The organism is Bacteroides sp. M10, assembly GCF_014334015.1.
Lineage (GTDB): Bacteria > Bacteroidota > Bacteroidia > Bacteroidales > Bacteroidaceae > Bacteroides > Bacteroides intestinigallinarum.
The window spans coordinates 1949269-1965351 of record NZ_CP060488.1 but is presented as its reverse complement, the minus strand read 5'-3'; the positions used below and the strand labels follow the sequence as shown (position 1 = coordinate 1965351).

The following is a 16083-nucleotide window of genomic DNA, read 5'->3' as shown; positions in this document are numbered from 1 at the left end:
ATGATAATAAAAAAACAGCAAATGAATTTCTTCAAATGCTGTTTTCTTCTTTATACAACAACTATTCTCAATACCCGTATTTAACTGTCACGTTTTTATTGTCATACAAATATTGGCATAATACCACATTTCCCAACTCATCAAAAGAGTATGAAAAATTATATGATTTAGTATTGTTATTATTGGATTCAGACATAGACTTAACTAATTTTTGAACTGGCTTTCCCAATAATCCTGCATAGTAAATAAACTCGCAACCAAAACATCCCAGTGATTCAGAAATAAGTTCAGGCAGTACTCCATTCTTATTTTCATCAGTAGTAGCAGTGAAAGTATATGTAGTTTCCCCATCACTATCTGTCACTACTATTTTATCATAGCAACCATTCGTATAAGTAATAATAGTTTTATGTACATAATCCCTTCCTTTATCAGTACCAACCTCTGTTACAGATTTTAGATAACCATCAGCAGTATATTCATAGCTTATTTCAGCATCATCAGTTGTCTTTATAAATGTAATATATCCATTTTTATTTGTTTCAATTTTGCTGATTTCATCTGCACCATCACCAGTAAATTGAATCCCTCCCTGATAACTAATTCCATAATTTTCCTTTTCATCTGATTGTCCAAAATAAATAAGTTGCCCTTGAGCCGATGTCAACTTATCATTTGAATAAGCAAAAATCCAATTCATTTCTTCTGGTACATTACCTGTTCTTGTGATAGAAACGACTGGCACCCCCTTTGATATGGTATTTCCCCCATTATTATCATCATCGTCGTCACTACAAGAAGTAAAACCAGCACATAAAGTAATAATTAATAAAGTCGCAAAAAATCTAAATGTTTTCATATTCTGTAAATAATCTTTTTGTTAATAATTTAATTTGTAGTATAAGCTGCTCAAAAAATGAGTTGGCTACTTGAAAGATAGTAGCAAAAGTTGTTTTCTAATGTCTGATTCGTAGTTATATATCGTTTTATGTACCCTGTTTCCTTCAGATACTATTAAAAATTGAAAGGCGTGGAAACTATTGAATATTATCATATTGAGGCTCTGGACTGCCCAAGGTTGAATAATAAACAATAGCCCACGCCAAACGATATATAGACTATCTTAACAAGATAGGTATATAACATTGACGTGAGCGTTCTTGCCCATTATCTTCAACCTTCGAAATTGTCCAGATTCCAATATGAGATAATATCTTAAACGCTCTTCGTTAACTAATATGTCCTTTCAGCCCTAACACATTAGGTATCTGAAATTGGCGCAAAGTTACGAAAAGCGTTTGTAATAGCAAGAACTATTGTTTATTAAAAAGTAAGACAATCATAAGTATTTAATAGCTCTTCTTGTCTCAATCCTAAATATCTCTTAGTAATGGATACACTAGAATGATTAAATAGCTCCATCAGTTTAACGAGTGCTAGCTCTGAATTATCACTATTCATATTATACACCTGTCTACCAAATGTTTTCCTTAATGAATGACATGAAAAGTTTTTAACTGATAGCTTGTATTTAGTTTGCATCTTTTTCAATAATACATCAATACTTTGTACCCTGTAAACCGTTCCTTTCTGACTTATCAAAATAGGTGCATTTATTCCAATCGGTTGTATCTGTTTATAACAGTCTGCAATATGTCGTTTTAACTGCTGATTAATTCTGATAGTACGCTGCTTTCCTGTTTTCTTCTCTATTATCGCAAATTCATCAACATTTAAAATCTGTTTCCAATGTAAGGCAAGCATATCACTTATTCGTAATCCCCAAAAACAACCTATTGCAATAAGTAGGGACATCTTATAATCTCCATCTTTATAAAGAGAACGAACTAGATTCATAGCTTCTCCCCATTGTAGATAATCGGCTGTTGTATTACTATATTTCAAGCTCATAAATATTCAATTTTATAGGTGAATGAATAAAAGTGAATATTCCATCATTACCACCAAGAAGCCTATAAAGCTAACTTGCTGATTTATAATGAAACATTCACTTTGTATATTAGTGACGATTATTTGCGTCTTCGACATTCCACAAACCAACACAAAGGATAAGCAAGATTAATGGAACACAACCTGTAATAAAAGTCAATACCACCCAAAAGAGCCAAACAAGTATTTTATAATAGAACATAATTCATTGTTTTACGCAGTTAATAAAATAGGAGAATACCCATTACTGAATATTCCCCCTGTTTAATCAATCAATAAACCACTTATATTTAGTGTCTCCATGCAAAGCGGCATTTATTCCTGTTGCTATTTCAGTAGCATTTACCGCTCTATCCAAGAAGCTATCTATATAACTGCTCTTGTTTGCTCCTGTCAATAAATTGTACAATTTCCACATACTTATATCATTCCCCAAGCTCCCAAAATTTTCATCATTGATATATGCTTTTGCAACTGCATTTATTTGCGAATCAGTGATAAGCATTTTAGGAATATCTTTTTGATAGCCTTGTGGTAATGATTGATAAAGTCTCATTCTCCCAAGTAATTGGCAAAATTGATGTTCTGTCATACTGGTATTGCCTAATGACTGTAATAGGTGTAAATGTTTGGCAGGTTGGTAACTCTGAAACATCTCTAATACAGCTTGATATAAATCCCTTGTATTAGTGACCTCTAAACAACTAAGAAAACCGTCTGTTGATACACACAAATTAGTACATACTTTACAAGTAAAGCCAACAAATACCTTAAACCTTTCTGCTCCTTTCTTTGAATACAAATTGGTATGATTATAAGCTCTCACACCACCAATAGTAAGAGTTAGCTTATTCCCGTTCACCGTTTCGTAAATCGTAGGAACTTGAATAATAAAAGCACATCTTTCGTAGTAGATTGTTTTATCCGTTTCCAATAATTGATTTGCAGGTTTATGAACTGCTTCGGGTATTCTTCCCTTAATAATGTGGCTTACACGAATAGCGGGCTTATCAATACTTTCACCACTAAAAAAAGTATTTGCAGCATCATAAACAGTCTCTATAAATGCAGGGTGAGGAATTGTAAGCTCATTATCTTTGGCGAATACGGGTGTAATACAATCATCTTTTAAATGTTGCATTGTTACCTCTAGTGTATTGGCTTCCAAGAAATGAGGATTCTTTTTCTTTACCTGTGGCTGATCTTCGATTATTACCGCTTCTTCTGCATACAAACCAAAGTTACTTTCTCTTCTTACCTGTGGCACATTGCCAATAATTTGTAGATTTCTCATAACGAATAAGATTTTAAATGATTTATAAATTGATTACGTAGATTGAAATATATCTTGTTTTCTCTCCAACTACCCTAGGGGGACGTTAGACGTACTCTGCACGGTCTTATGTAACTTTCAATTCAGTAAATCATAGGAGAAATAAGCTGATATATATTTAAGCTCATGTTTTTAATGGATGGGGGTATTATATATAAAGTACCTAATACTATATTGCGTGCCCACGTATTACTATGTACCATAATAGAAAGCAGGGTATTATGCTGCTATATAAAGATATGCTAAGTAGTAATATCAGAAATAGAGAATTGTTTATTTTTTTACTTCATTTATAATGAGTAACTTTGGGTATTCTTAAAAATCAAGAACAGTCTGTTTGCCAAGTATTCTACTCCTTGAATTTTGGATAAACCAAACAGGCTATATTTGCATTTTCCCACACTTCCATTGGGAAAATTAACTCCCATTTTTAAAATTGCGAACCGCTATATTCTCCGTACTTATGAAGATTTTAGTAGCTCAACAAAAAAAGCCGCATTTGACTGTTTTTAGGCGTACAGTCGCTTGCGGCTATTTTTGTATTCAGATGACTAGTAATACACTTTACTTATTATGCTTCCCATATCGGTCTTATTTTGTCTTATAGGAGACATTTCCCATGCTATATCTCTTTATAAATACATAGGCATTTCCACAAATTCTTGCTTCTTTGGTTCTATATTTAAAAGAGCTTTTTTAAAATATTCCCAATGTGGTTCTAATGGAAGCGTTGGAAATCTTTCAGGGAAAAGAATATCTTCCATATAGGCTTCAAATTCCATAGGTGAATATTTCTTATCTTTAATAAGTTCTGAATTATACATACTCCACCAAGTCTGCATATTGGGGGTACACATAGTAAGTCCATCGCATTGCACAGATTTCCCTTTTCTATTAAACTCGTATCTATCTGGTGGTACTACTCCCTTATCTATACAATACCTGTATAGAGTATTATATACTTTATCTTCGAGGGTATTAGTTCGATTGAGTAAGAATGAATCTTCTAAGATCATATATCCACGTGGTATAGGCTTTATTAATTTTAGTTCTTCACATTCATTTAGTTGTCGCTTAACTTTATCCCTGCTCATCTTTAAATCATCTGCTATCGATGATATATTTGCTTTCTCTTTTCTGCAATTAGCTGTATAAATCTTAGTAGTGCCTGGCTCACATAAACAAGCCAAACGGATTAAAAAGCCTTTTATTTCGTTCTCAATATCCGTCCTGTATATAAACTGTGGATTTAAAAAGTAGAATCTTTGTAGTTCATGGAAATAATATAAATTTTTCTTCCTTTTATCTCCCTCATAAGGTACACCAAGAACTTTATCAATTTCTTTTTTATCCTCCTCATTATTGGGATTCAAAGTTTTTATGGATAATATGGATTTATACTCTTTCAATTTACTAATATAACCCTCAACTGTACTTTCTGATAAATTCAAATCTTCCTGCATCTTTTTCTCACCAATAACAGAAGCACATTCTTTATTGCATTTAGTCCGTATATAATAAAGTAGTAATGCTTCCATATTGGCACTTTTACTTTGAGGAGTAAGTATCAAGTCTTTGTTTACCGTTATATATTTCATCAGTAGCTATGAAGTCTTGATTATCGATCAAAATAATCTCCTGCTTTTCTTTTTCTATCTTCCTATATCGTGAAGTACCAAAAAACTTTTTGGCTTCCTTTCTGTTTTTAAAAATATTTCCTGTTGGTTTGTGTAGTATCATATATGAAAATATGAAAAATGGGGTGTACCCCTATGGATATTAGTATGTTTTATATTAATATATTATCCTTGAGAATCTGACACTTTGAAAAACGAGAATCTGACACTTTATAAAAATCTTAGTTAGATTGTATTTGGGGTATCGAATAAACTGTGATAACCTTTCCCTGTATCTTTCTTTTGCTTTTAATATAGCCATTTAAGCTAGCCCATAAGCCAACTCTAAGCCTGTTATCTGTAACTCCTTGTTTTAGTGCTTTTTCTCTGATTTCTTCATAGGTGAATGTTTGCATAGTACTGTTTAAAATAAAAAATGGTGATAAAATAGTGTATCTTTTGTGTCTGTTTTATCTTATATACTATTTGTAATGTATTGATACAAAGGTACTAAGTTTTAGGGGAGTGACCTAATACCTGTACCACAAACTGAAAAAATCGACTAGAAGTATTTATAACATGTGATTACTAAATATCAATACCGATAAAAAGCATGTACCTTAAAAGATTGTTACTTTTTGCTTCTCCTATTGATTACTCTCTTTGTGTAGTCTGGTTTCCACTCTCTAAGGACTTCTGTTTTATTGTATTTTTCTAGTAAATCCCACACTTCTTGAAAACTATAGTCACCACATACATCATTATCAAACATATCATTATTTCCAGCAGTTATAGAAAAATCAGGCAATATATCCCTTACAGAAGAATAAACCTTGTTTATCAACAATTTATCTTTCTTATTAAAAGTAATAGTTTCGTCACTGGCAAAAGCGTATTCTATTCTAAACTTGGGCTTGTTCACATTATAAAGAACATTATATTCAAGTCCACTGGCAAATAATATTGTAAATACCTTTTGATTCGTTTTTACGGAATAAATCTTAATAGTTTCAATTACTTTATGAAGTATGTCATATTTTTCCGATTCATCTGTAATATCTATATCCTTAATTTCCTCAATGGCTTTAATCCTTCTTTGAATTGCCTGTTTTTTACTTTCAATAATGTCTATTTCTTTTTGATAATCATTAGCTTCCGTACTCATTTTGTTAAAATCCTCCATTTTGCTAGTAAACACTGTAGGGTTAGTGTTTCTAATTAAAAGAAGGGTATCAAATAGCTTAGCTGCATCTTTATTAATTTTATCTCTTTGCATCTCAAAGTTATTTTTTGACTCTGACAATTTAGATAGTTGTTCTTGATAGGGTTCAATCCGTTCTTGTGCCTTGTTAGATGCAATAGTACTCTTAAATAGTCTCTCAACTAAATTCCAAATTATAGGTTCAATATTGGTTGCGCTAATACCTGCACTATGACAATCTGCAACATAATTAGCTCTAATGTTATCAAACCTCGTTTGGCAGGCATATATACTTCTACCACTGTTGCATATATACCTTCTTCCACAATCTGTACAAAATATCAAGGCTCTTAACAATGGCTTATTAACCATTTCAGATTTGCTTCTATTCCTTCTTTCAATCAATTCATTTTCAGATTGCTCAAATACTTCTTCACTTACTATTTGTGGTGCTGAAACTAACTCAACAACTTTTTTATTTCTAATAGTCATTGTATATTTCGGCACTCCTTTGTATACAGGATTATGCAATATATCTCTTACTGTTGCTAAACTCCAATTAGGATTGCCCTTCTTTGTTTTTATTCCCTCACTAGTTAAAATCTTACTAATCCTATTGGTTGATACTCCGTCTATAGATAGTTGATACATTCTTCTAATAACTTTTGCTTCATCTTCATTTATTGTTAATTGTTTTGTTGTCGAATTATAATTATAGCCATAGGGAGCTATAGGAGTATAACTATGACCTTCCTTTAGAATATATCTTCTTTTACTGGAAATTGTTCGTTCTTTTAAGGTCTCTATTTCTTGCTCTGCTATCATTGATATTACTCCAATGGTAAACATTGCGTTCTTGTTTTCCGTGCCGTCATCATTCAAAGTATAGAGACCTTCTTTTTTAGTAAAGATACAGATTCCCTTATTAGCGAAATTCTTTACTGTTTGCTGAATGAAGATAGACCTTCGAGAAAGCCTAGATAATTCCCACACTAAAATAATATCAATATCATTTTTAGTCAATTTCTCTAGTTTCTGAAATTCTGTTCTATCATCTTTAAAACCAGAAACTTTCTCTTCAAAGATATATTTCACTTCAATATCATTACGGGCAGCATAGTCTTTTAATTCATCCGTTTGTTTACCATAATCTTGTATTTCTGTAGATACTCTACTGTAAATTGCACCTCTCATAAATCTTTGCTGTTTTAATATAGTACAAAGATAATAAATGGTAGTATTATGTGCAAATGTTTTTTATCCATTCCACGCCAATGCGCTATCATACTGAGAAACCAACGACGAAACAATTTTGCCCAATGAGGATGATCACAAGGAACTCGCTTGGCAAGATCACCGATGTGATCCTTACCATCCCAATGAGGAAGATCATAAAGGAATTCTTCGATAGGCTGATAAACCGGCACATGATCCGAATTCAGATAGCGTACTACGTCTTTATCCCAAAGCTTAAGCCCTTCATAATGCGCGTTCATTGCAATACTTGCCATCAACCGTTTGTCCACCGGATGAAAATAAAAATTAAAGCTATTCCGTTCGCGACATTCCACTTGTGACGTCAACTGGTTGAAACGAAAATCATAACGCCGCTTCATAAACTCGTCCATCTGCATGACAAATAATTGTTCTGGCAACAGACTACTCTTACTTGCAAATCCCTCACAAGTACGGTATACATTTCGTACGGTTTCCCGAACCAATGTATCGTCCTTCGGCAAACGATAATGGGCACGCGACCATCGTACTGTATCTTCTTCAGGAATACCGGCACGAAAACAATGTCCTGCAAGGTTAATCAACAGCGATTGTTTGTCTCCTTCCGGTTGATAATCAGTCTCTTCATCCAGCGCGCGTGCAAAAGCAGCTTCGAAAAGTACAGAAAGCGCATTACATTTTTCATATCCCGGCGCAAGCCGTTGCAACGGCGAAGTTTCCGTTTGCACCCGTTCGCGATAAGTCACCTCACCCGGCATAGCCGCAGGCTGCTTCATATAAATAGGCATTGCTTCGGGATTAAAATACAAGTTCGGGTCAAAAGTTAAACGACAATATTGTTCCAACGAAGGTACTTTCAGTTCAATATCATAAGGGAGTTGTGGCTGATAAAATTTCACTGCCAACCGATAGGCATGCGCATGAAAAAGCTCCGCCTCCTCACTAGTTGTCGGCAAAAGATCATTGGGATAAGTAAAACGCACCCATACTTTCACGGACTTTCCGGAAGAACCGGTGAAAGCTAAGTAAGTCTGCGGAAGTTCCTTTACCCGTTCTTTCACTTCATCCGCCTCCATGTGCCCGGACAAGTTGTTGACCTGAATCATCACAATTCCGTTGTATTCACTCATCGTCGTGATACCACCTTTGCGAAAAAAGGCGGCTGCAGGTATCAGCTTCGGTACTTTCTGTACATAGTCATTTTTATCACCCGGAAGCATAAAAGGCAGGACTTCTCTCATTTTTGAGACGGGCTGTGTTTTGGTTTCCACTTTCATTTGCTCCACGAGCTGTTCAATTCTCAACGTACGCATAGTGTTCACCTTGCCATCGTCTCTTACCAGTGTTATTCTCATTACTTCATTTATTTGTCCTGCATGTGTTTGTAGGGCGATTATTACGATACAAATATACTGTAAATATTACAGACAAACAACTTTTCCGGGAATACTTATTCAATCTCTCTACTAGAAAAGATTTTTGGTTCTTCGTCAAATTTGGTGGTACTTCTTCTATTGTGAATAAATAATCTTCGCTCTCAGTAGTTTAATTCCTGCCCTATTGTACATCTGTCTTTTTACCGCTTTAATTTTATTCACTGTCCCCTCCAGTAATCCGTTACTGAAGGGGATATCAATAGCTGCCTGTACTGCCTCCCAGTCTTTTTCAATACCATATGCAAAGTTCGTTAGTGGCATATTCCGTGTTGCCTTCGCTTTTTCAATCCACTTTCTAATATCCTTATCATAAGTGTTCCCATTAATCATGTCTCTGAAATTTTGACACACGCTTAAGAGTTCTTTTATCTGTGGTGAGGACTTATACAGTTCCGCTAGTTTAGGATTATCCGATTCTCCCTTTAGAATGTATTTGCGTATCTGATTCTGTGAAACTCTCTGTATTTTACTTCCGTTTTCAATGCTCTCATTATGCTCCTTGATTTCCTTCCTCTTTTGTTGATACCTTTTTCGCAAGCTGGATGTTATCCTTCCAATAAGTGCGCCACTGATTTTACTCCCCATTTTTTGCGCCAATATTTTTCGAGTAATACAGCCCGCACTAATGATTGTAGCCAGTTCGGATACATATTTAAGAGCTGTCTTCTGTTGCTCATTCAAGTATGCCCCTATTCTTCTGTTGTGAATGATCTTATAAATGTAGCGACTTTTCTTACCCAAATGTGTGGCTGTCTGCTCAATGGTCATCCCCTGCATTTTTAAGTTCAAGCTTTCCCTGTATATCTTTAATTTTTCTCTGTGTCGGACATCTCCCATGTTAAATATGTCCTGAAGAATTAACGAAGAAGCCGTGTCTCTGTCAGGATATTCGTATTTGAGCTTTTTCTTGGTCTGACGAATCATTTTCTCTATTTCCGGTATCATCGTGTCCGTCATATTCTTGATTAGATGGAACCGGTCGCAGATTTGTGTAACACCAGGGATTATTCTGTTTATAGCTTCTGTGAAACATCTTCCACGGTCTCTCGTTATATATTGTATTTGAGGATTCCGGATGAGCCAGTTATCAAGTGCTTCTCCGTTTCTATCCTCTAACAAAGCAATAGGTATGTGTGTCATCTGGTCTACGACCACACTCATATAATCCTTACCTTTTTTATAGGCAAAATCATCAATACCTACATAAATACTTTTATTATGCATAGGATTATGTTGTCCGCACTGTTGTAGGATGCGTAAGCAGGAAGAACTACTGGCCGTTATATGGAACAGTTGTAAAAGAGAAGAGGCCTTTCGGGAAGTAAGTTCCAAGCTTATCGATCTGATGCGTTCCTCAACAAGATAGCTCCGTCTACCATACCGACGAGCCAGAAAAGACAACGGTTCGCAGAATATTTTTTGTGGACAAGAAACATTATCACAATAATATTTGCCAACCTTTATGACTAACTCCAAAGTATGACCGTAAACTTCAAGATCCTGAATATGACGGGAGTAGTAACTGTGCAATCGGTGACTGAAATGTCCGCAATAAGGACAGGAAGCCCCCTTGCCAGCCGTATGTAGAAAGACCGTCAATGAGCTAACAGCTTCAGAGATACCATCTTGTTGCAGATTATCGTAGCCAAGACTGAATCTGAAATCATGGAATAATCCCCTATTTGTAGGAGTATTTTCTTTTTTTGATGTATATTTGTACGTTGTAGATATGACTTGTTGCATTGTAACTCTTAATGATGTGGTGTCTTTAAAGTTACTAAAAAGCAAACATATCTACAACTTTTAATAGGATTAAGAAAGAAGAAGACCGGTGAAATAAAAAAGAGATTACCACCAAATTTGACGAAGAACCAGATTTTTCAATTTCATTTCTCATATTCTCATAGATTCCAGATAAAGCACGTGTAATCAAAGAATTACATTATGAGAAACATTTTTAAAACAGGTATTTCTCATACTTTCCTCATCAATTTCCTTCAAAAAAACGCTATTTCTCATACTCTTTCAGGTTATTTCTCATAGTCAGATACAGCTATTCTCCTATTTATCCACCAAGCTTATCTTACAAAACATCTAGCTATTTCTTTCATGTAAACAACTAGTTAATTACTTGTTTTTCACCTAATAATGTCGTATCTTTGAAAGAGCATCCCAATCGTTCCACTACAGTGCACAGGCCTGTTCACTACAGTAAAAAGTTCTGTCTACTAGAGTGAAAAGGACCGTTCACTGTAGTGGAACAATCAGGATAGCGGTTGAATAATAAAAGAATAAAAGCGAGATACACCAAGAGCATCAATACATAACATATAAATAACCATTAAATTAAAACAAAGATGGCAATACAATTCGAGTTTTATAAGAATCCCCAACCGGAAAAAGAAGGGGAAGAACCTAGTTATCACCCACGGGTGGTTAATTTTCAACATGTAACCACTCAAAAGCTGGCAAGAGAAATCCACATGGCAACTACTTTCGGGAAAGCGGAAGTAGAAGCCATGCTAATGGAATTGAGCAGATGCATGGGCAACCATCTGTGCGAGGGAGAACGAGTACACCTGGATGGGATCGGCTATTTCCAGGTTACATTACAGGCTACCGAACCCGTGCACTCACTTACCACCCGTGCAGACAAAGTAAGATTAAAGTCCATTAACTTCCAAGCTGACAGAGATTTAAAAAGTTTGTGCATGAGTACTCATTTACGACGTTCGAAATACAAACCACATTCCGCTTCTCTTTCTGAAGAAGAGATCGACAAGAAGCTCACTGGATATTTTGCCAATCACCCCGTATTGACCCGTTCCAATATGCAGTCACTCTGCTGTTTCACTCAAAGTATGGCCAGCAGACAAATCCGCCGCTTAAAGGCACAGGGCTACTTACAGAATATAGGCAAGCCCACACAGCCTATTTATATACCAACCCCGGGGCATTATGAGAAATGAGTTCAACGGGTATGAGAAATAAGCCAAATGAAGGCTAATTCGTGAATAAAACTATGAGAAATGCCGATTTTCAAAGCATTTCTCATAGTTTATTCTATTAGTTATCTTGCACTTAGGTCATATTTATGAGAATATGAGAAACAAATATTTTATATCCATTTCAGAGGCATCAATTCTCCACCAACCACTTTTCTATATTTCTTGTTTCAGCACTAAAGTTCACACCAATCTTGAAAAGCTTTCGTGAATCCGTTGCAAACGGACGAGCATAATGTTTATCCTCTATCTGCTGCAAAGCTTCTTCCGCTGTACCATTCAATTTAAATTCCATGATGTAGATGAATTTATTGGTCTGCAGTACCATATCCACACGACCTTCACTCGTATGGTATTCCGCTTTTACATAAAAACCAACCAGTTTACACACGATATAAAGTACATTCTGATAATGTAACTCCAGTTCGCGTGCAAGCTCATAGGGAATATCCGAAAAGAAACTTTGCAAGCGACGGAAAAAAGATTCATAATCACCAGCCTCCACTTCACGAACAAATTTCAGAATTTCAAAAGGGGACTCCACCTTATTGACGTTCGCATAATAAGGAAGGAGAAAACGGATAAATCCTTCCTCCACTTCACGATTAGGAAAACCTAAACGATATATTCCAAAACGCTCATCATATCCCTTAATGGTGAGGTATCCGCTCTGATAAATCACCGGAATAGGATTGGTAGATTCAGAATCTATACTGTTCAGTACCTGTTCATCGGTTTCTTCATGGGCCATCCGATGAAGGTCGTAATGGTGTTTCTTCAGCAATTCCACCAAATAAGTGGGAGTACCTGTTTCAAACCAGTAGCTTTTAAACTCATTCCTATCAAAAGCTAGAAGCAGACTGAAGGGATTATACATTCCTTTGGAATTGTGCGTGAAATGATAACCATCATACATTTCTTTCAACCTGCCACATATCTCTTCATACGTCACTCCCTGCACATTGGCAAATTCATGAAGTTCGGCATCCAGATTATCGTATAGTTCCTGTTCGCTCACACCACAAATGCCTATATACTTATTCCACATTGAAATGTCATTCAGGTTATTCAAATCACTGAACACGCTGACTTTACCGAACTTGGTCACTCCCGTCAACAGAGCAAACTTAATACAGCCATCCTGACTTTTCAATGCGCCATAAAAAGCTTTCAATGTACTGCGGAAACTCTTTTGCAAAACATCATCACCAATAGCCTGTAACATTGGTTTATCATACTCGTCCACTAGGATCACCACACTTTGTCCCTCTTGCTGACAGGCACGCTTAATAATCCCCTCAAAACGCATCGCTAAGGATTTCTCCGAAGGCTCTGCACCATACATCTTTTCCCATTCCACCAACGCACCATTCAGTTTATTCTCCAAACTTTCCGGAGTATCATATTTTTCGGTATTCAGATCAAGATGTAATACGGGATACGTTATCCACTCTTTTTCCAGCTTCTCCATAGCCAGCCCTTCAAAAAGTTCCCGTTTTCCTTGGAAGTAGGCTTCAAGCGTAGAAATAAGCAGACTTTTGCCAAAACGGCGCGGACGACTCAGGAAATAGTAACTCCCGGTTTTCACCAATTGATAAATCAATGCAGTTTTATCAATATAGAAATAGCCACCTTTACGAATTTTTTCAAAATTCTGTATGCCAATAGGGTAAATCTTGCCACTCATATTTCAATCTGTTTAAGTTCACATCGTACAAATATACATAGAAATATCTGTATTGCAGCAAATCGCACAAGGAAAGAATTACGAGAATCAAGATATAATAGCAAAGGCAGACTATAGAATTTGGATAAAATCAGTGGATATGTTACTAAGTAGTATTCGATATGATCTATAAAGTGTATCCATCATTTCTCATTTTTGGGTTATACAGACAAACATAAAGTAAATTGCCGAATAAAACCAGCATTTTTTAGAAAAACTGCAGGTTTCATTCGGCAACTCTACTCTAACCTTATCATCAACCGCTTATGCACGCTTATTTACGCCCCAGACATTATAAGAAAGAATATTTCCTGCAGGTTCCCCGTCAATACAGGAAGCCGACAATCCAAATCGGCAATTTACACCTGTAAGGCGTTTCTATTCCATCAGCTAAAATATAAGAATCAGGCACATCTGCAATCTGATCATACGTTTTACCTTCACCACCAACTTCCAAAATATATCTTCCATTGACCCTAAAATCTCCGGTTTTCTTCCCGTACTCCACTTCATTGTCACACGAAAGTTGATTGACCACAAACGTTTCACGTGCCGTTCCTGTTTTCACAGGATGGGAAGCTAAAGCATATAGCAGATTAGGATTATCCAGAAAAATCTTATCCGGCTTTTGCATCTTCTTAACAGACAATAGATCCGCGTATAGCAAATGGAGCAGTTTCGCCTTTTCCAAGCTATTCAGATATTCGATGACAGTATTACGATGAATACCTATAGTTGTTGACAATTTGGAAATATCCACCTCAAAAGGAACAGAAGTTGCAAGAATGCCCAACAAGGCCTTTATCTTACGCACATTACCCACATCAATTCCACACAACTGGGGCAATTCCGTTTCTACAATAAAATTAACAACCTGTTCTATACTTGTATAATAATCTATCTGATTTTTCAAATAAAACGGATAATATCCATATTGCAGATATTCTTTAAAAAGAGGTAAAGGGCGACACACTTTATTCACTTCCGAACAAATCTTTTCGGGCGAGGTCAAGACTTCTTCCAGCGTACATACGGGAAAGCTCATTTGTTTGTAAAACAATAGAAATTCTCGGAAAGAGAGCCCCTGCATCTCATAAGGAATACAACGTCTGGATAAGTCGGCATCAGCATTTAATATATTGAGTAAAGAGGACGCACTGAACACAACCTTCAAATCGGGATACATGTCATATACTTCTTTTATCTCCTTACTCCAAGTCGGATATTTATGTACCTCATCCAGAAAGAGATGCTTTCCACCATTCTTTACGAATACATCCGCCAATTCCAGCAAAGTATGATTAGAGAAATAAACAGAATCCAATGTACAATAGAGCACGTCCCTACTATAAACCTCATAATGCAGTTTCATATACTGTAACATTAAAGTTGTTTTCCCCACTCCTCGAGGTCCTCTAATAGCCACCAACTGAGCATCCCAATTGATTCGATGCATCAATGTCCTTATAATCTCAGTCGATGTCAATGACAACAAACGGTCTTGTTTCGCAAAAAGAGTTTCCATACATTCCTATATCTTAGTATTATGAGATACAAAGATAATCATTTGCTGTTTGCAAACAGCATTTTCTCGTACTTTTTGCTGTTTGCAAACAGCAAATGAACACGTTCTCAACAAAAGGTGTCTCAAGCCTATATCTACCATATAATATTCCACCTGCTGATACAATACTCACGGAGAATTCCTGAAACCTTTCGTTCCACAATGGAATGGGGATGTAAGAGTCTTACAGTCAACGATGCACTCTCAAATCGTTAAAGGATCAAGAAAGGAAACATTTCTTATCAGAATTGGAATAACATATGCAAAAAAGAAATAGTAGCGATTATTTAACATTGAACATTTATATAAGCAGAAAAGAATTGCCAGTAAGGGATCAAGTGATTATATAAAAAGAATGATTGCATACAAAATGGCAGAAAGCGACCTCAATAAACATCTGGTGTATTGTCAGAAAGTACATAAGACAAATTCGTAATATTCAGATACACCTTGTCCACTTTGCCTAAAAGTCTGACACCTTCCGTCTCTGCCCGAAGCTGATTAATTGTTCCAGCCTTTTCCTGATAACACATCAAATCAGAAACCGTATTTCTATTCATATCAAGCAAAGTCGCCAACTTGGTAAAAGTTGGTTTAAACGGAACACTTTTCGCTATAATATACAACAGTCTTTTCAATTTCAATGCTGTCGCTATATTCATATTCGCAAAAGTCGGTATATCATTTTCCAAAGTCTGCTTAATGATACTTTGTAAACGAAGCAAATATCCCTTTTCCTGAAAGAAAGGGTAATAGCCATGCTGCAGATACTCCTTAAACAACAAAATAGGACGCGCCTCGGCATAAGGAAAATCTACTTTATGTTCTAGTATATTTTCTAAAGAATAAACAGGTAAATGATAACCATACGAAATGGCAAGGTATTCGCGGAAAGACGACCCCGCCATACGATATTCCAACTTCCTACGACTCAAATCAACCTCTCCGACTTCCAAATCCAATATAGAGCAACCAGTATACACGACTTGCAGTTTGGGAATCAGATCGTATATATT

General features: G+C 35.8%; 10 protein-coding genes and 1 pseudogene. 1 reads left to right on the top strand and 10 read right to left on the bottom strand.

Translation table 11 applies throughout. The annotated features are described in order from the left end of the window. Positions 1–67 precede the first annotated feature (67 nt). The 7 genes and pseudogenes from H8796_RS07035 to H8796_RS07005 all read right to left on the bottom strand — a co-directional run bounded on the left by H8796_RS07035 (position 68) and on the right by H8796_RS07005 (position 10515). A complete protein-coding gene (locus H8796_RS07035) occupies positions 68–859 on the bottom strand; it encodes a DUF4595 domain-containing protein (RefSeq protein ID WP_117932442.1) in 792 nt (263 codons plus the stop codon). 464 nt (positions 860–1323) lie between these two features. Next, positions 1324–1911, bottom strand: a complete 588-nt coding sequence (locus tag H8796_RS07030) for a tyrosine-type recombinase/integrase (protein ID WP_117932444.1) — start codon at positions 1909–1911, stop codon at positions 1324–1326. 307 nt (positions 1912–2218) lie between these two features. After that, the gene (locus H8796_RS07025) at positions 2219–3244 is read right to left on the bottom strand and encodes a DUF3871 family protein (protein WP_117932446.1); all 1026 of its coding nucleotides are present in this window, start codon (positions 3242–3244) and stop codon (positions 2219–2221) included. Between the two features lie 671 nt (positions 3245–3915). After that, entirely contained in the window at positions 3916–4821 is a 906-nt protein-coding gene (locus H8796_RS07020) for a hypothetical protein (RefSeq protein WP_233530426.1), read from the bottom strand. A 709-nt stretch (positions 4822–5530) separates the two neighbouring features. After that, positions 5531–7294: a recombinase family protein gene (locus tag H8796_RS07015; RefSeq protein ID WP_117932452.1), complete on the bottom strand. Its 1764-nt coding sequence runs from the start codon at positions 7292–7294 to the stop codon at positions 5531–5533. A 29-nt stretch (positions 7295–7323) separates the two neighbouring features. Further along, positions 7324–8691, bottom strand: a pseudogene (locus tag H8796_RS07010) (BT4734/BF3469 family protein); the annotation flags it as partial. Between the two features lie 156 nt (positions 8692–8847). Further along, complete coding sequence (locus H8796_RS07005) at positions 8848–10515, bottom strand: ISL3 family transposase (protein WP_117938157.1); 1668 nt, start codon at positions 10513–10515, stop codon at positions 8848–8850. Between the two features lie 614 nt (positions 10516–11129). Here H8796_RS07005 and H8796_RS07000 point away from each other — a divergent pair. Beyond that, positions 11130–11741 (top strand): HU family DNA-binding protein, encoded by a 612-nt coding sequence (locus H8796_RS07000; RefSeq protein WP_004324353.1) that lies wholly within the window; start codon positions 11130–11132, stop codon positions 11739–11741. 169 nt (positions 11742–11910) lie between these two features. Here H8796_RS07000 and H8796_RS06995 read toward each other — a convergent pair whose 3' ends face one another. The 3 genes from H8796_RS06995 to H8796_RS25370 form a co-directional block, all read right to left on the bottom strand. Continuing rightward, positions 11911–13464, bottom strand: coding sequence for an ATP-binding protein (locus H8796_RS06995; protein ID WP_117937683.1), 1554 nt, complete (start codon positions 13462–13464; stop codon positions 11911–11913). A 364-nt stretch (positions 13465–13828) separates the two neighbouring features. Next, positions 13829–15028 (bottom strand): ATP-binding protein, encoded by a 1200-nt coding sequence (locus tag H8796_RS06990; RefSeq protein ID WP_117937681.1) that lies wholly within the window; start codon positions 15026–15028, stop codon positions 13829–13831. A gap of 425 nt (positions 15029–15453) precedes the next feature. Continuing rightward, on the bottom strand, positions 15454–16080 hold the full coding sequence (locus H8796_RS25370; protein ID WP_254009574.1) for a hypothetical protein: 627 nt from the start codon (positions 16078–16080) through the stop codon (positions 15454–15456). Positions 16081–16083 lie beyond the last annotated feature (3 nt).

What these genes read in the sequence shown, in the direction of transcription:
- H8796_RS07020 (WP_233530426.1), bottom strand. Translation starts at nt 4,821, where the DNA reads ATGGAAGCATTACTACTTTATTATATACGGACTAAATGCAATAAAGAA.
- H8796_RS07005 (WP_117938157.1), bottom strand. Translation starts at nt 10,515, where the DNA reads ATGCAACAAGTCATATCTACAACGTACAAATATACATCAAAAAAAGAA.
- H8796_RS07035 (WP_117932442.1), bottom strand. Translation starts at nt 859, where the DNA reads ATGAAAACATTTAGATTTTTTGCGACTTTATTAATTATTACTTTATGT.
- H8796_RS07025 (WP_117932446.1), bottom strand. Translation starts at nt 3,244, where the DNA reads ATGAGAAATCTACAAATTATTGGCAATGTGCCACAGGTAAGAAGAGAA.
- H8796_RS07000 (WP_004324353.1), top strand. Translation starts at nt 11,130, where the DNA reads ATGGCAATACAATTCGAGTTTTATAAGAATCCCCAACCGGAAAAAGAA.
- H8796_RS06995 (WP_117937683.1), bottom strand. Translation starts at nt 13,464, where the DNA reads ATGAGTGGCAAGATTTACCCTATTGGCATACAGAATTTTGAAAAAATT.
- H8796_RS07030 (WP_117932444.1), bottom strand. Translation starts at nt 1,911, where the DNA reads ATGAGCTTGAAATATAGTAATACAACAGCCGATTATCTACAATGGGGA.
- H8796_RS07015 (WP_117932452.1), bottom strand. Translation starts at nt 7,294, where the DNA reads ATGAGAGGTGCAATTTACAGTAGAGTATCTACAGAAATACAAGATTAT.
- H8796_RS06990 (WP_117937681.1), bottom strand. Translation starts at nt 15,028, where the DNA reads ATGGAAACTCTTTTTGCGAAACAAGACCGTTTGTTGTCATTGACATCG.